The sequence below is a fragment of the Winogradskyella immobilis genome (assembly GCF_021887715.1).
Classification (GTDB): Bacteria; Bacteroidota; Bacteroidia; order Flavobacteriales; family Flavobacteriaceae; genus Winogradskyella; species Winogradskyella immobilis.
The window spans coordinates 192,036-207,296 of record NZ_JAIQXX010000002.1 but is presented as its reverse complement, the minus strand read 5'-3'; the positions used below and the strand labels follow the sequence as shown (position 1 = coordinate 207,296).

At 31.2% G+C, this 15,261-nt stretch carries 17 protein-coding genes and 1 tRNA gene; 7 read left to right on the top strand and 11 right to left on the bottom strand.

What is annotated here, in order from left to right; all coding sequences use genetic code 11:
- Positions 1 to 60: 60 nt before the first annotated feature.
- On the bottom strand, positions 61 to 552 hold the full coding sequence (locus K8Z87_RS02515) for a DUF1761 domain-containing protein (RefSeq protein WP_227475897.1): 492 nt from the start codon (positions 550 to 552) through the stop codon (positions 61 to 63).
- Positions 553 to 985: 433 nt separating this feature from the next.
- Between K8Z87_RS02515 and K8Z87_RS02510 the strand changes: the two genes are divergently transcribed.
- On the top strand, positions 986 to 2,200 hold the full coding sequence (locus K8Z87_RS02510) for a hypothetical protein (protein ID WP_227475896.1): 1,215 nt from the start codon (positions 986 to 988) through the stop codon (positions 2,198 to 2,200).
- 88 nt (positions 2,201 to 2,288) lie between these two features.
- Here the strand turns inward: K8Z87_RS02510 and K8Z87_RS02505 are convergent, their stop codons facing one another.
- A complete protein-coding gene (locus tag K8Z87_RS02505; protein ID WP_227475895.1) occupies positions 2,289 to 4,316 on the bottom strand; it encodes a glutamine--tRNA ligase/YqeY domain fusion protein in 2,028 nt (675 codons plus the stop codon).
- A 77-nt stretch (positions 4,317 to 4,393) separates the two neighbouring features.
- Here K8Z87_RS02505 and K8Z87_RS02500 point away from each other — a divergent pair, with 77 nt between their 5' ends.
- From K8Z87_RS02500 to K8Z87_RS02485, 4 genes are all read left to right on the top strand, one after another.
- Positions 4,394 to 4,798 carry a DoxX family membrane protein gene (locus K8Z87_RS02500; protein WP_227475894.1) on the top strand — a complete coding sequence of 135 codons (405 nt, stop codon included), beginning with the start codon at positions 4,394 to 4,396 and terminating at the stop codon, positions 4,796 to 4,798.
- 47 nt (positions 4,799 to 4,845) lie between these two features.
- Positions 4,846 to 5,055 (top strand): zinc ribbon domain-containing protein, encoded by a 210-nt coding sequence (locus K8Z87_RS02495; RefSeq protein ID WP_227475893.1) that lies wholly within the window; start codon positions 4,846 to 4,848, stop codon positions 5,053 to 5,055.
- Between the two features lie 104 nt (positions 5,056 to 5,159).
- Positions 5,160 to 5,531 carry a dihydroneopterin aldolase gene (folB, locus tag K8Z87_RS02490; RefSeq protein ID WP_227475892.1) on the top strand — a complete coding sequence of 124 codons (372 nt, stop codon included), beginning with the start codon at positions 5,160 to 5,162 and terminating at the stop codon, positions 5,529 to 5,531.
- 40 nt (positions 5,532 to 5,571) lie between these two features.
- Positions 5,572 to 5,642 (top strand) — tRNA-Cys (locus tag K8Z87_RS02485).
- A gap of 506 nt (positions 5,643 to 6,148) precedes the next feature.
- Here K8Z87_RS02485 and K8Z87_RS02480 read toward each other — a convergent pair.
- From K8Z87_RS02480 to rnr, 6 genes are all read right to left on the bottom strand, one after another.
- Complete coding sequence (locus K8Z87_RS02480) at positions 6,149 to 6,832, bottom strand: LysE family translocator (protein WP_227475891.1); 684 nt, start codon at positions 6,830 to 6,832, stop codon at positions 6,149 to 6,151.
- A gap of 46 nt (positions 6,833 to 6,878) precedes the next feature.
- A complete protein-coding gene (locus K8Z87_RS02475) occupies positions 6,879 to 7,550 on the bottom strand; it encodes a head GIN domain-containing protein (protein ID WP_227475890.1) in 672 nt (223 codons plus the stop codon).
- Between the two features lie 80 nt (positions 7,551 to 7,630).
- The gene (locus K8Z87_RS02470; protein ID WP_227475889.1) at positions 7,631 to 7,867 is read right to left on the bottom strand and encodes a hypothetical protein; all 237 of its coding nucleotides are present in this window, start codon (positions 7,865 to 7,867) and stop codon (positions 7,631 to 7,633) included.
- 2 nt (positions 7,868 to 7,869) lie between these two features.
- A complete protein-coding gene (locus K8Z87_RS02465) occupies positions 7,870 to 8,169 on the bottom strand; it encodes a YbjQ family protein (protein ID WP_227475888.1) in 300 nt (99 codons plus the stop codon).
- The gene (locus K8Z87_RS02460) at positions 8,166 to 8,417 is read right to left on the bottom strand and encodes a hypothetical protein (RefSeq protein ID WP_227475887.1); all 252 of its coding nucleotides are present in this window, start codon (positions 8,415 to 8,417) and stop codon (positions 8,166 to 8,168) included. Before K8Z87_RS02460 ends, K8Z87_RS02465 begins: the two co-directional genes overlap by 4 nt.
- A gap of 61 nt (positions 8,418 to 8,478) precedes the next feature.
- The gene (gene rnr, locus K8Z87_RS02455) at positions 8,479 to 10,716 is read right to left on the bottom strand and encodes a ribonuclease R (RefSeq protein WP_227475886.1); all 2,238 of its coding nucleotides are present in this window, start codon (positions 10,714 to 10,716) and stop codon (positions 8,479 to 8,481) included.
- Positions 10,717 to 11,409: 693 nt separating this feature from the next.
- On the opposite strand from rnr, the gene rpiB reads away from it, so the two are divergent.
- Together rpiB and K8Z87_RS02445 are read left to right on the top strand one after the other, a co-directional pair.
- Complete coding sequence (gene rpiB, locus K8Z87_RS02450) at positions 11,410 to 11,844, top strand: ribose 5-phosphate isomerase B (protein WP_227475885.1); 435 nt, start codon at positions 11,410 to 11,412, stop codon at positions 11,842 to 11,844.
- Positions 11,838 to 12,281: a GNAT family N-acetyltransferase gene (locus tag K8Z87_RS02445; RefSeq protein WP_227475884.1), complete on the top strand. Its 444-nt coding sequence runs from the start codon at positions 11,838 to 11,840 to the stop codon at positions 12,279 to 12,281. The genes rpiB and K8Z87_RS02445 overlap by 7 nt, the downstream gene beginning before the upstream one ends.
- Here K8Z87_RS02445 and K8Z87_RS02440 read toward each other — a convergent pair whose 3' ends face one another.
- From K8Z87_RS02440 to rnpA, 3 genes are read right to left on the bottom strand one after another with little or no spacing between them, the layout of a single operon-like run.
- A complete protein-coding gene (locus K8Z87_RS02440) occupies positions 12,282 to 13,106 on the bottom strand; it encodes an OmpA family protein (protein ID WP_227475883.1) in 825 nt (274 codons plus the stop codon).
- A gap of 56 nt (positions 13,107 to 13,162) precedes the next feature.
- The gene (locus K8Z87_RS02435; protein ID WP_227475882.1) at positions 13,163 to 14,797 is read right to left on the bottom strand and encodes a S41 family peptidase; all 1,635 of its coding nucleotides are present in this window, start codon (positions 14,795 to 14,797) and stop codon (positions 13,163 to 13,165) included.
- Positions 14,778 to 15,167, bottom strand: a complete 390-nt coding sequence (gene rnpA / locus K8Z87_RS02430; protein WP_227475881.1) for a ribonuclease P protein component — start codon at positions 15,165 to 15,167, stop codon at positions 14,778 to 14,780. Before rnpA ends, K8Z87_RS02435 begins: the two co-directional genes overlap by 20 nt.
- Positions 15,168 to 15,261 lie beyond the last annotated feature (94 nt).

The window sequence follows — 15,261 nt, the reverse complement described above, 5'->3', positions numbered from 1 at the left end:
CTTATCACTTAATAAATATAAAACCTCATAACTATGTGTATGAGGTTTTATTTATTCGTTTTATACCCATCCGCAAATTATTGATCCCATAACCGCTAAGGTTACAACCCAATATCCTGAATTAACTAATATATATTTTACGCTCTTGCGTTCAAATAAGGCAATAGTTCCTATAATTGGAAGTGCGCCAAAAACACCAAACATAGACCCATGAAGTGCGCCATGTTTGAACGTTCTATAGGCCATTCCGTAATCATTCATAAACGCTTCAAAAGAAGGTTTCGCAAGCTCAGGTTCTGCCCCAACCATACCAAAAGCTCCCCATTGGTGATTGGTAAAATTCATTAAAAGTAACGCCAATAAAGCTGCAAAAAGTAATGAAAGTCCAAAGATGACTCCCATCTTTCCTGTTTTCATTTTTTCTTCCGTCATTCCAGATTCTCGCATCCAAACATTTCCAAATCCTATTTTTGGATTGTACCATAACGCTCCAATTAATAATGCTGCAACTGCAGCTACAGGAATCGTTATGAGATTAATTGGTAATTCCATAATTCTATAGTTTTTAGTTTGTAGTTCAATAAAAATACAAAAAACCTCTAAAAGCCTATATAGGAGTTATTTAATTACATTTCAATATTCCCTAATTAGTTTGACTGTTTTTTAAACAAATAAGGTCGATTTTAGCTCATAAATAATATTATATAAACTTATTTGGGATTGAATTATGTAATGTCATTATTTTATTCGTTTTTAAATGTTTGTGTTTTTAAATGTTAAACAAATGATTATTTAAATAACTGAATATCAAATGTTTATATGTTAAATAATTAATTATCATCGTTAAAAAATAACATTATCTAGAAAAATTTTTAATCTAAAAATTTCATTTTTAACTGTGATTTTTCCTTCTCAACTAACTTTTTAATGCCGACACTTTACTCTTACTGTTTCTTTGCACCGTTAAACAAAAAAATCAATAAAAATGAAAAAAGTAAGTTTTTTAATATTATTATTAATTGGAAGTCTTTTCGCTATATCATGTGAGGGAGAAGATGGATTAGATGGTCAAAATGGTCAAGATGGAATTAATGGTCTTGACGGAAGAGATGGACAAGATGGTGAAGACGGTGAAGATGGAGAAAACCCACCTGCACAATCTACTGCTCCATTTGGGTTTGTAGAAGACATTTGGAACAACTTCGATATTGAAGATCGTCGTGTAAACAGAAACCCTGGAGACATTGGTGTTGGTGATGCTGTTTTAATTAGAGATGAAAACAATCATTTCTTCTATGAACTTTCTAGCTTCAATACTTCGGACTCTGCGGGTACTGAGTACTATGTGTATACTACTGTGGCTGGAGCATCTTTAGATACTCAAAATGGTTTTGCTGAAGATGAAAGACCTAGACAAGTAATGAATTTAGAAGGTACTGCTCCTTTTACTATTACTAATGATGGAGGCACTATCTTTATTCCATTAACAACACCTCCTGGTCCTGCTGCTTCTGGACGTATGTTTGATTGGATTGTTATTTATCCAGCAACAGGCGCTGATACATCTATGCCTGGTATTGTTGCAGATTTAGATGCTTCTGATTTAATGCCAAGAAAACAAATTTGGAATGTTTTTGACCTTGAAGATAGAACAGCTCTAGATCAAGGAATTGCTGCTACAACTAATAATGGTACTGCAAGATTAATTACAAACCAAGACCAAGGAAGAACACAATATTGGATAGAATTAGATGGTTTCCAAAATGTAAATCAACCAATAGTTCGTGGAAATGGAAACATTGTAGCTGAAAGATTTGCAGTATTTGCGGCTGTAGCTGGTGCTGGTTTAGGAGTACAAGGAGGTTTTGATGCATCTGAAAGACCTGTTTTTATCGGATTCGTAGATGCTAATGGAGACCAATATGTTCCTTTATTAGAAGGTGATGTTGCGGATTTAGAAGCTGAAAATGGAAGAGGTATCCAATTCAATCTTAACAATGGAGGAGTTGCTTTAAATGACGGTGGTTATGTTATTCCTCAAAGAGCTACAGGTGGAAATAACAGATGGTACGACTGGGTAATTTTACACCCAATTGATGCAAATGGATTAAGGCCAATAACTTACCCAAGTTTTGCTGCTGACTTAGATGCTGATGACGAATTGTCTCAAAACCAAAGAAGATCTGCAGGAAGACAGTAAACAGATATAATAAAAATTGCTAAGAAAAAGAGAAAGCGCGCTGAATTAAATTATCAGCGCGCTTTCTTATTTAAAAAACAGAATGTAATTATAGTTTTGTTGCTTCTTCAACTAACAATTCATTCTTATCTTCTAATGCTTTTGTTATAAAATTCTCTATTGATTCATTTTTTTCTTGCCCATTATTAAGCAATACTCCCAATACAAGTGTTACAGCAATACGTGTTCCTGCTTTCTTTGCTGCCGTGCCAAATAAAGGTTCTAATTCTTCATAAGTGACCTTCTCTGCCAATTTTAAGATTTCAGATCTCGATTTAAGACGTTTCTCTTCAGGAAGGTTTGTGTATTTTTTACCTAATTGCTGAATTATGCTTAATGCAGGTCGTTCTTGTTGTGGTTGTTTTTGTTGATTATTATTTTGTTGTGGCTTTGGTTTGCTTCGACCATGCTCAGCACGGGTTTGCTTTGCCCAGTTATCACGAAGACCAACAGTTTTATTAAATACTATTTTTTTTGATGTTGAATCATTATCAACATTAAAGTAACCCAAACGTTGAAACTGGTACTGTTCACCTACTTTTACATCACCCAAACTTGGTTCTAAAAACCCGGTCTTTATAATTAGCGAACTTGGATTAATATAATCCATATAGTCTTTGTCCTTATCTCCGTCTGGAGCTTCATGCATAAATAAGCGATCGTATTCTCGTATTTCTGCTTTTATAGCATGCGCAATAGACACCCAGTGTAATGTACCCTTTACTTTTTTAGAGGTATCTGTATCATAAGTACAATGAATTTCAGTAACGTTACCTGCATCATCTTTAACAACAGTATTTGCTTTTATAATATAAGCGTTCTTTAAACGAACTTTACCTCCTAGTTTTAATCTAAAAAATTTATTACTTGCTTCTTCCTTAAAATCTTCTTTTTCAATATAGATTTCTTTAGAAAATGGCACTTTTCTATGGCCAGCCATATTATCTTCAGGATTATTCTCTGCATCTAACCACTCTTCTTTTCCTTCAGGATAATTGGTAATAACAACCTTAACAGGGTTTAAAACCGCCATAACTCTATTGGCTGTTTTATTTAAATCTTCTCTAATGCAAAATTCTAACAAGGATACATCAATAACGTTTTCTCGTTTAGCGACACCTACTTTTTCAATAAACTTTCTAATAGAATTTGGAGTATAGCCTCGTCGTCTTAACCCCGAAATTGTAGGCATTCGTGGGTCATCCCAACCGGTTACAATATTGTTTTCTACCAAACGCAATAATTTACGTTTGCTCATAATGGTGTAACTTAAATTTAGTCTGGCAAATTCTCTTTGTTTAGGTGCTAATGGAAGGTTTTCTTTATCATAATTATACACATGGTCTCTAAACCAATTGTATAATTTTCTATGTGGTTTAAATTCTAACGAGCACAATGAATGTGAAATTTGTTCTATATAATCGCTTTCACCATGCGTCCAATCGTACATCGGGTAAATACACCAATCGTCTCCTGTTCGGTGGTGATGTGCATATAGAATACGATACATTAACGGATCTCGCATTAACATATTAGGGTCTTCCATATCTATTTTGGCACGTAATACATGTGTGCCTGCTGGAAACTCCCCCGCTTTCATACGTAAAAATAAATCTAGATTTTCTTCAACAGAACGATTTCTAAAAGGACTATTAACACCTACTTGTGTTGGAGTTCCTTTTTGCTCGGCCATAGCCTCAGACGATTGTGAGTCTACGTAAGCTCTCTTATCTTTTATCATCTGAACGGCCCAATCAAACAACTTCTGAAAATAATCTGATGAATACAATTCATTTTCCCATTGATAGCCTAGCCAAGCAATATCGCGCTTTATGGCATCTACATATTCTTGTTCTTCTTTTGCCGGATTGGTATCATCAAAACGAAGATTGACTGGTGCGTTATACGTTTCACCCAACCCAAAACTAATACCAATAGCTTTTGTGTGACCAATATGCAAATATCCATTAGGTTCAGGAGGAAAACGAAAACGAAGGTTTTCTTTTGGTAAACCATTCGCTAAATCTTCTTCTATAATATGCTCAATAAAATTGAGTGTTTTTGTGTGTTCTGACATAAAATCTATAACGCATTGTAAGTGTGACAAAATTAGATAAATTTTAATTTATATTTTTACATAAACTAACATTGATTATGAATACAAACATCTCAACACTATTTACTCGACTTTTATTAGGGCTTATTTTATTTTGGCAAGGTTATGGAAAGATTTTCACTTTCAAATTTGAAAACGTTTATAAAGGTTTTGAAGCTTATCAAGACACTTTTTTACCAACTTTTGTTTTAAAGTTTGCAGCATATTTTACTACTTATGGGGAATTTATTTTTGGATTGCTGTTAATTTTAGGCCTTTTTAGAAAATATGCCTACTTAGGTATTGCATTGATATTACTTATTGTCTCTTTTGGTCATGGTTTACAATCTCCTATTTGGGATTTACAACATGTTTTTGTGAGAAGTGCCTTTTTAATCTTTTTAATGATGATTCCATTAGAAAAAGATACTTATGCTTTAGATCGCTTTATTAAGAAAACATAAGCTGTAACAATTCTATAAGCTACACTACTTATAGGTAAACACATATTATGACAAACCGAAATTATAAATGCCCAAAATGCGATAATCGTGATTTTGAGGTTGGACAAATGCGTGCTACTGGCGGCACTTTGTCTAAAATTTTTGATGTGCAAAACAAAAAATTTACTTCTGTAACATGTTCGCGCTGTTCTTATACTGAATTTTTTAAGGCTAAGACTAGTGCTCTTAGTAATGTTTTTGACTTTTTTACCAACTAATTAATACATCGGTATCCTTTAATCAGTTGAAAGGTTTTAACAAAAAAGATTATTTAGGTCTCGACTGCGCTCGACCAGACAAGTTTATTTTATAACTTTGTCTTATGGGATTAATACAACTTGAAAACATCCGTGTTTATGCCTATCATGGCTGTTTACCTGAAGAAACCAAAATAGGAAGTGATTATCGTGTAGATCTAGAAATAAAAGCAAATTTAAAACCTTCTGCTAAAACTGACGAACTCTCAGATACTGTAGATTACGTGTTTTTAAACAATGTTGTTATTGAAGAAATGAAAACAGCATCTAAGCTTTTAGAAACTGTTGCTGAGCGCATTTTAAATCGTATTATTAATGAAGATAAAATGGTTTCTAAAGCCACTGTAAGCGTTAGTAAAATTAACCCACCTATTGGCGGTGATGTTGCTATGGTTAGGGTTAAAATGACTAAAAAGCGAAAAAAGCGTAGTAAATAGTGTAAAAAGCTAATTATTTTTATATTTGCCCACACAATAAGGTATCGTGGCCGAGTGGCTAGGCAGTGGTCTGCAACACCATCTACAGCGGTTCGAATCCGCTCGATACCTCTTAAAACCTTCAAGATATCTTGAGGGTTTTTTTATTATATTTTTAGAAAAAATAGATTAAATAACCACATCATCTACAGCAGTTCTCCTGATACTTTGGGGCACTCGATACCTCATCTATTTTAAAGCTCTTAACCTTGTTAAGGGCTTTTATTTATTTAAAATTTTAAGAAAATTTAGATTAAAGTATTCCGGTTCGAATCCGCTCGATACCTCTTAAAACCTTCAAGATATCTTGAGGGTTTTTTTATTATATTTTTAGAAAAAATAAATTAAATAACCACACCATCTACAACGGTTCTCCTGATGCTTTGGGGCACTCGATACCTCTTCTATTTTAAAGCTCTTAACTTTGTTAAGAGCTTTTTATTTGTTTAAAATTTTAAGAAAATTTAGATTAAAGTATTCCGGTTCGAATCCGCTCGATACCTCTTAAAATCTTCAAGACTTCTTGTTTATTTAAAACTCTAAAGAACTCGATAGTTAATAATATTAAGGTTGTATTTTTACTCTTTTATAGGACTTATCTTTTCAATTTGTTCTTTGCTTTTCTCGTACATTTCTGGAAACAAGCCTTGTGTTAAAAGCAAAACACCAAAGCCTAAAATAGCGAGAGCGATAATTTTTTTGGTCTTAAAAATACGTCTTGGCGTCAGTTTGGTTCTTAAACGTTTTGCAGCTACAATTTTAAAAAGGTCTGTTATAAAATAAGTGGTTAACATGGTGCTTACAAAAATAATCGCTCCATTTTCTGATGTTGTTAATGACGTCCCTATAACTATAAAGCCTAGCCACCCTAAAAGCACACCTATGTTAATAAAATTGAGTAAAAATCCTTTTATAAAGAGTTTTCCGTAGTCTTTTTGAATTTCTACTTTATGGTATTCTCTAACAATCACTCTAAAAGACTTTGAGGTTTTAATAAATGAAATAACTCCGTAAACCACTAAAAGCATTCCTCCAAAAATGAGAAAACTAGGATCGTCTTTTATTTTTTCTACTAATTTGTTGGTGCTAAAAAAGGCTAAAAGAATAAATACAACATCTGCTAGAATTACACCAAAATCGAAAATTAACGCACTCTTAATCCCTTTTGTTGCACTGGTTTCCAAGAGCACAAAAAATACAGGTCCAATTGTAAAAGCTAGAATAACACCAAAAGGTATGGCTGTTAAAATATCGTCTAACATCTAAGTTTAGTGGTTTAGACAAAAATAGTAAAAGTGTTGTTATAATTTACATGCGTTTTACACGACCACCAAGAACTCGTTTTTCATCAATTAACTTAGGGTTTCCGTAGACAAAAACATCTCCACCAGCTTTTATTTTTATGTCTACTTTTTCTGAGGCATTAACCCTAGCTTCACCGCCTGCACTAATTGAAACCTCTGTAAATTCTGTTGTAAATTCTTGCGCATTAAAAACACCGCCTGTAGACACATTAATATCTTGTTTTTTAGACTTGCCCGTAAGGTTAATTATACCACCTGTAACCGATTTAATTTTTGCATATGAGGTGTTAGCCTCAACTGTAATTTCTGCGCCTTCTTGAGCTTTTAAATTAATTTCGAATTGTTTAATAGGTGTCTCAACAGTAATTTCCGCACCTTCGTTTCCGTCAATAGTTTCAACACCCGTAAAATAAAGTATTACTACGGTATCATTACCATCATAAATTTCTTCAACATCCATACGGATTTTTAACTTTCCGTTTTTATTAACAATATTAACATCACCTCTATTTTTACCTGTAATTTCTACACTGTTTCTATTCGATTTAATCATTTTAAGATTGATTAAATCAAAAGCTTTTACTTCTGTAAATTCACCAATGTCCTTTTTTATTGCATCTTGTGCGTTGATCGTTAATGCAAATATTAAGGCAAATGCTAGTGCTATATTTTTCATGTCTTTATGTTTTTTTGTTTTAAATATTAAAAGTACTCATAACAAAGACCGTGCTAAACTGTATTTGTTACATTTATAAATTATTTAACAACAAAAACACGTTTGCTAAATATCCATTTGAATTGAATTTCTTCTCCAGATTGTTTTTGTACCACTTGTTTTCTTGGAGAAAAAACAGAAGCTATTACTACTGCAATAAACCCGGTAATAAAACCACTTTCTATTTTAAATAGATTAGTTAAAACAAGCTTCGCACAAATAAATATAACGAAGAAGCTTCCAAAATATATGATATTGGCTTTTAAATTTTGACTCATACTTAAACAGCTACTTTTACTGCGGTTCCTGTAACGGAAACCATAGGGTAATTATGGGTTGTTAACTCTACTTCTACTTTAATACCAACAACAGCATTGGCTTTTAATTTTTTAGCATTTTCTTGAAGTCTTTTAAATGCTATTTCTTTAACGTTATCAACGCTAACTTGTATTTTTTTCATGTATTTAGACATGCTAAAACTAGCACTTAATGTTTCTTCGTTTAGTGCAACGCCAGTTACAATACCTAAATAGTCTTCTATTTTAAAACCTTCAATTGAATTTGTTGTTGTTAATATCATATGTTTTTAGTTTTTAGATGTGCTTCCCATAATGCTTGAGGGTTTTCTACAGAAAGATCTACTTTTCCGCAAGAGCAACAGATCTTAGCTTTTAACGCTCCTTTTTCAAATTTATTAAAAAATCTGTTATCTGTTTTTTGAATGTGAATTGATAACTCTTTTTTTTGATTTCCGTGTGCTAAGTCTGCAATGGCTGCATCATGAATAATTTTAGTTGAACCGCAAGTGCTACAGGTATCTTTTTCCATAATCTTAAGTCTTTAGTAATTAGAATATCATTTTAATAAAATGTTACACCAAAACTTAAAATTAATCGGCTTCTGGTTTTCCTATTAAGGTAAAATCGAGATGTTTTTTTACTAAATCTGTGTTTTTTACTTTTACAACAACTTCTTCTCCAAGTTGGTACATAGTTTTGGTGTTTTTTCCAACCATAGCGTAATGATCTTGATCAAAATAATAGTGATCATCTTTCATATCTCTAACGCTAACCATGCCTTCACATTTATTAGATATAATTTCTACATAGATTCCCCAATCTGTAACACCAGAAATAACACCAACAAATTCCTCGTCTTGATGATCTTGCATAAACCGAATTTGCATATACTTAATAGAATCTCGCTCCGCTTTGGTTGCTAAGTTTTCCATATTGCTACTATGGTTGCATTTTTCTTCGTACTCATCTTCATTAGCTGATTTTCCACCATCTAAATACTGCTGTAATAGACGATGTGCCATCACGTCTGGATAACGCCGAATCGGTGAAGTAAAGTGGCTGTAATAATCGAAAGCCAAACCATAATGCCCAATATTATGCGTGGTATATTCTGCTTTAGACATGGTACGAATCGCTAAAGTATCTACTAAATTTTGTTCTTTTTTTCCTTGAACATCTTTTAATAAATTATTAAGTGAAGACGCTACTGTTTTTCGATCTTTAAAATTGAGCTTATGCCCAAAACGCCCTACTACATTTTGTAATGCAGCCAATTTAGCATCATCTGGCTCATCGTGCACACGATATACAAAGGTCTTTTTTGGTGATTGCTTACCTATAAATTCTGATACTTTACGGTTGGCCAACAACATAAATTCTTCAATAAGTTTGTTAGCCTCTTTACTCGTTTTAAAATGAATACCTACAGGATTTGCCGCTTCGTCTAAATTAAATTTTACCTCAACTTTATCAAAAGAAATAGCGCCAGATCCCATACGCTTTACTCGCATTTTTTTAGCTAATTCATCTAATTTTAAAACAGCATATGCAATATCTTTTGATGTATTGTATTCTTTTCCTGTGAGTGAAACTTCTTGAGGAATTGTAGTATTAAGTTGAGACACTTCGACTGCGCTCAGTGTGACATTTGGATTATTTTCAATAATAGCTTGTGCTTCTTCGTATGCAAAACGTGCATCAGAATAGGTCACTGTTCTGCCAAACCATTGGTGTTTAATTTCGCATTTATCATTCATTTTAAACACCGCAGAAAATGTATATTTTTCTTCATGTGGTCTTAATGAACACGCTCCATTAGAGAGTACTTCTGGTAGCATTGGCACTACCCGATCTACTAAATAAATAGATGTTGCGCGCTCATAAGCTTCATCGTCTAAAACCGTGTTTGGTTGTAAATAATGAGAGACATCTGCTATATGAATGCCTATTTCGTATAAACCATCATCTAACGCAGTAAATGATAATGCATCATCAAAATCTTTTGCATCTTTAGGATCAATGGTAAAGGTTAAATCTTTACGCATATCTCTACGTTTTTCAATTTCTTTTTCTGTAATAGAAGTATCTAATTGGTTTGCAAACTCTTCTACCTCGTGTGGAAATTCTGAAGGCAAACCATATTCAGCTAGTATGGCATGTATTTCAGTACTGTGCTCACCAGGTTTACCTAAAACCTTTAGTACTTTACCATAAGGAGAATCTGCTTTATCTGGCCAATCTTGTAAACCGACTAAAACCTTATCTCCGTCTTCTGCTTTATTTATTTTATTAATGGGTACAAAAATATCTTTATACATCTTAGTACTATCGGCAACTACAAAGGCAAAATTCTTTTTGTCTTGTATTTGAATTGTACCTACATATTCCGTTTTTGCACGCTTAATAATATTAGTAATTTCTCCTTCTGTTTTTCCACGATGCTTTCTTCTGTAGAGATAAAATTCTACTTCATCACCATTTAAAGCCTTGTTAACATTATTTGAAGCTATAAAAATATCATCTTCAAAATCATCAGTTATTATATAACCACTACCTTTATTAGAGGCATCAAATATACCTGTGTAATATTCTGCAGTAACTACAGCTTTATATTTACCACGACCAAGATCTTCAATCTCTTGCTTAGCAGCTAATTTATGTAATGTTTTAATGATTTGATTGCGGCTACTCGCATCATTAACTCCTAGTTTAGCAGCAATTTGTTTGTAATTAAAAGTTTGATTGCGTTCTTTTTTTAAAATACTTAGAATTGTATTTACGTAATTAGAAATCTTATTTTTAGATTTCTTTTTTTTCTTTCTTGTCATTTATTATTTATAATCATTTTCATTTCCTAAAAGTGATAGGAATTCTTCATTTTAAACTTAATATTAAGAGGAAGAAGTGGTTTCCTGCAAAGGCAGGAAAGACAAATTAATAATGTCTTTTTTAATTAAGTTTATGCAAATTTACGTTTTAATTATTTAATGATGTTTTGTAATAGTTAAATGAATTTAAAATTACAGTTATCCACATTTATATAATCATATTAATTTTTCTTTTAAAATTTAAAAAATAAAATAATGATTATTATAGTCTGTTAATAGTTAGTATAACTTTTGTAACATTTTGTTGTATATATAATTCAATGTATTCTATTAACATATTGTTATTATTATAATATGCTTATTTATAGTAATATTACATTTACTATTAACAGATGTTTATAAACCTATTAAACATAAAAATTTTAATAAGTAATACTTAAAATATTGTTGGTATCTGTGTTTTAATATTTAAAAACTAAAGTGAAAAAATACGATTACTTTTTTGGTTAATACATTTCTATTTTGGTTTGTAAAAATTTAATTGATAACCTAATTTTTATTTTAAATAGTTGTAAACACTTATTAACATGTAATACCTATTTCTATTAACCAACTTTATTTATTTGTAATTTTGTAATAACTAAGATAAACTAGATTTCCGTTTTTAAGGAAACTAATTAAAAAACTAATTAGATGACAATTTCTATAGGTAATGATCATGCCGGACCAGATTATAAAGAAGCTATTGTAGAGCATTTAAAATCTAAAAATATTACTGTAAAAAATTATGGTACAGATACTTTAGATAGTGTGGATTATCCAGATTTTGTGCATCCGGTTGCTAAAGATGTTAATGATGGTAAAGTTGATTTTGGTATATTAATTTGTGGTTCTGCTAATGGTGTGGCGATGACGGCTAACAAATACCCAAATGTGCGTGCTGGTATTTGTTGGATGAGTGAAATTACCGAATTAACACGTCAGCATAATAATGCAAATATTATTTGTATTCCTGCAAGATATACTGCAATCCCTCAAGTTTTAAAAATGGTAGATACGTTTTTAAACACAAAATTTGAAGGTGGTCGTCATCAAAATAGAGTAGATAAAATACCAATGTCTTGTTAAGTATAAGTGTAAAAACATTTGAAGACTTAACGACACTTCAACTTTATAATTTACTTCAATTACGAAGTGAAGTTTTTGTAGTTGAACAAGATTGTGTATATCAAGACATTGATGGAAAAGACCAAAAATCACTTCATGTTTTAGGTTATAAAAATGAAAAATTAGTAGCATATACACGTATATTTAAAGCAGGTGATTATTTTAATGAAGCAAGTATTGGTAGAGTAGTGGTTGTAGAAAATGAACGACAATACCAGTATGGTTATGATATTATGAATGCTTCTATAGATGCTATAAAAACCAAATTTAATACCACAAAGATTCTTTTATCCGCGCAAGTGTATTTAAAACGTTTTTATAATAATTTATTGTTTTTTGAACTAGGCGAGGAGTATCTTGAAGATGGTATTCCACATATTAAAATGTTGAGAGTGTAATTACTTTTTAACAGCTGTAATTAATAGTTCTACACGTCTATCGTATTCTGGTAAACCACCAAGCGGATATTTACGTTTTAAACCCACATACTTCATACGGTTTCTACTAACTCCTTTATTTGCTAAAAAATCATAAACATATTTAGCACGAGCAACAGATAAATTTCGTTTTTTGGTTTTTCTATCTAAAGCATCTCTAGTACCATTAGTACAACACACATGACCTTGAATGGTAAAACTAATATCTCTTCTCTGTAATAAAATAGCGGCAATTCTATTTAAAACTTCAATAGATTCTGGAACGAGATAACTATAACCCGTTTTAAATAATAGATTTTCAATCTGAATATTATCACCGACTTTTAAATCTCCAGTTAATAATTCTTCTACTTTAGTATTTGGTAAAATGGTTTTTCTAGGTGGAAAAACTTGAGTGACTACAATTTCTACTTTTCTATTGAGTGCTCTAATTTTTTGAACGTTTGTTTCTTTAATAATATTTAAAAGTATCTCACCTTTTCCATCAATATTAGTAATAAGATTGTCATCAACTTCATTATTAGAAAAAACGGTTTTTATAGCATTAGCACGATTTTTAGATAATTTTAAATTGTAAGAATCACTACCACGATCATCGCAAAAACCATAGATAGAAATCTTTTTAACATCAATAGATTCTATTTCAGACAAAAACAATAATAAACGGTAATGCTCTGTTTCTAGTATTGTATATTTATCGGTTTCAAAATATACAATATGCTTCATCTCTTTTTGAGAAAAGGCAAATTGAAGACTTAAAAAAGTAATTAAAACAAATAACCGCATGTTATTATTTTTACAGTAGACAATATAAAAATAATAACTTACTCTGAGATCGTTTATTATTTAAGTATACTACTATACTCGGTAGGATTGTTTAAAATATCTAAAGCTCTTTTAATTTCAGGGTTATTAGCTGTATAATATTCGTATAAACCTTCACTATAAAAATAGCGTTTAATTATTTCGTCAGTTAATAATGAAGATAGTTTTGCTTTATTAGCGTCTATAGCAGAGTTTTTATAATTATCTATAGCTTTAACTAATTTACTATATTCAGAGTTTATAGTTGTATTTAATTCTTCTTCTTTGGCAACATCTAAAGCTTCATTAAAAGCTTTTTCTGTTTTAGTTTCAAAATTAAATCCGTTTTGTTTTAAATACGATTTAAAGCTATTAAAATCTGAATCTGATAATCTAAAACTCGTTAAATCCTCAACTTTATTTTTATAAAAATAATCTGTAGAAAAATTAAATATGAGATTTTCGGCTTCAATAGCTTTACTAATAGGTGTTTGTTTAGATTGTGTTATTTCTATATCTGGTTGTACTCCGCCACCATCAAAAACAGAACGTCCATTTCTTGTTTTAAAAGCTTTATAATTTTCTTTTTTAGTACGTGTTGCTTTTCCGTTTTCATCTCTATTCCAATAATCTAAAGCTTGGATACAACGCCCAGAAGGAGTGTAATAGCGAGAAATAGTAATCTTCATTTGTGTACCATAAGTTAATGGTTTTGGGCGCTGTACTAACCCTTTTCCAAAGCTACGAGACCCAATAACCACAGCACGGTCCATATCTTGTAAAGCTCCTGAAACGATTTCACTAGCGGATGCAGATTTACCATCAATTAAAACCACTAGTGGAATTTTTGTGTCTATAGGTTCTCTTAATGTATAATAGGTTTTATTGTATTTTTTTACTTGAGATTTTGTAGTGACTACAAGCTGCTCTTTAGGGACAAAAATATTAACGAGATTTACGGCTTCACTTAATAGTCCACCAGGATTTCCTCTAAGATCTAAAACCAATTGTGTTGCACCTTGATTTTTTAAAGACCGAATGGCACTTATAGTTTCAGAAGATGCTTTCCTTGTAAATTCACGTAAAACCACATATCCAGTATTATCATTAATCATAGAATAATGAGGAACAGCATGGATTTCTAGAGATTCTCTAGTAATTTTAAGCGTGTTTGTTTTTCCTTGTCTTACATAAGTTACAGTAACATCGGTCCCAGCCGCACCTTGTAATAAATTACCAGCATCATCTTTAAAATCCTTAACAATTACATTATCTACTTTAATAATTTCGTCTCCTGCTTTTAAACCTGCTTTATCCGCAGCGTAATCTTTATAAGATTCTACAATAACCAGTTTATCTTTAAGGGTTAATACTTTTGCGCCAATACCAGTATAATCACCTGCATTATTTATTCGAGAAGCTTGCACATCTTGTTCATTATAAAAACGTGTATAAGGATCTAAATCATCTAACATACTTTTTATAGCAGTATCCATTAAATCACCAGGATTAGTTTCATCAACATAATTCATGTTGAGTTCTTTAAACATGGTTGTAAATATTTCTATTTGTTTTGCTATTTCAAAGAAATTTGAGTTGTATGCAGATGTTGTAATAAAAACAAGAAGTATTGTTATTGGAAAAATTACTTTTTTACGAAGGATCTTTTTCATCTGGGTTTTGTTTTTTAAATTTTTCTAATAGAAGCTTCATTTTCCGATCTAAAGTCTTAAAATCTGTTTCTTCTTTACCAATGTACAAAAACATAAAAGTATAAGGTGTTGTGTTTTTGTTAAAGTATGTATTCTTATTTAAGCGATAAGCTTCTCTTAGTAATCGTTTTATACGATTTCTAGTTACTGCTTTTTTATGCAAACGCTTACTCACAGAAACACCTGTTTTTAATAAAACAGCATCTTTATCGTCTGTTTTAAGATAGATTAATCGAATTGGATATATAGAAATAGATCTACCCTCGGTAAATAGTTGTTCAATTAACTTTTTACTTTTTAGCTTTTCTTTTTTAGGGTACGTATTTCGCATATATATTATAAAAAACCTCTTCTATAAGAAGAGGTTTTAAAATTATAATTAAATATTTAATTACTCGATTATCGAGGTTTAAATATTCTTAAAC

Bases quoted from the DNA above. Each gene is read 5' to 3' on its own strand.
- rpiB (WP_227475885.1), top strand. From the start codon at position 11,410: ATGACAATTTCTATAGGTAATGATCATGCCGGACCAGATTATAAAGAA.
- K8Z87_RS02500 (WP_227475894.1), top strand. From the start codon at position 4,394: ATGAATACAAACATCTCAACACTATTTACTCGACTTTTATTAGGGCTT.
- K8Z87_RS02480 (WP_227475891.1), bottom strand. From the start codon at position 6,832: ATGTTAGACGATATTTTAACAGCCATACCTTTTGGTGTTATTCTAGCT.
- folB (WP_227475892.1), top strand. From the start codon at position 5,160: ATGGGATTAATACAACTTGAAAACATCCGTGTTTATGCCTATCATGGC.
- K8Z87_RS02505 (WP_227475895.1), bottom strand. From the start codon at position 4,316: ATGTCAGAACACACAAAAACACTCAATTTTATTGAGCATATTATAGAA.
- K8Z87_RS02465 (WP_227475888.1), bottom strand. From the start codon at position 8,169: ATGATATTAACAACAACAAATTCAATTGAAGGTTTTAAAATAGAAGAC.
- rnpA (WP_227475881.1), bottom strand. From the start codon at position 15,167: ATGCGAAATACGTACCCTAAAAAAGAAAAGCTAAAAAGTAAAAAGTTA.
- K8Z87_RS02475 (WP_227475890.1), bottom strand. From the start codon at position 7,550: ATGAAAAATATAGCACTAGCATTTGCCTTAATATTTGCATTAACGATC.
- K8Z87_RS02460 (WP_227475887.1), bottom strand. From the start codon at position 8,417: ATGGAAAAAGATACCTGTAGCACTTGCGGTTCAACTAAAATTATTCAT.
- rnr (WP_227475886.1), bottom strand. From the start codon at position 10,716: ATGACAAGAAAGAAAAAAAAGAAATCTAAAAATAAGATTTCTAATTAC.
- K8Z87_RS02510 (WP_227475896.1), top strand. From the start codon at position 986: ATGAAAAAAGTAAGTTTTTTAATATTATTATTAATTGGAAGTCTTTTC.
- K8Z87_RS02495 (WP_227475893.1), top strand. From the start codon at position 4,846: ATGACAAACCGAAATTATAAATGCCCAAAATGCGATAATCGTGATTTT.
- K8Z87_RS02515 (WP_227475897.1), bottom strand. From the start codon at position 552: ATGGAATTACCAATTAATCTCATAACGATTCCTGTAGCTGCAGTTGCA.
- K8Z87_RS02470 (WP_227475889.1), bottom strand. From the start codon at position 7,867: ATGAGTCAAAATTTAAAAGCCAATATCATATATTTTGGAAGCTTCTTC.
- K8Z87_RS02435 (WP_227475882.1), bottom strand. From the start codon at position 14,797: ATGAAAAAGATCCTTCGTAAAAAAGTAATTTTTCCAATAACAATACTT.
- K8Z87_RS02440 (WP_227475883.1), bottom strand. From the start codon at position 13,106: ATGCGGTTATTTGTTTTAATTACTTTTTTAAGTCTTCAATTTGCCTTT.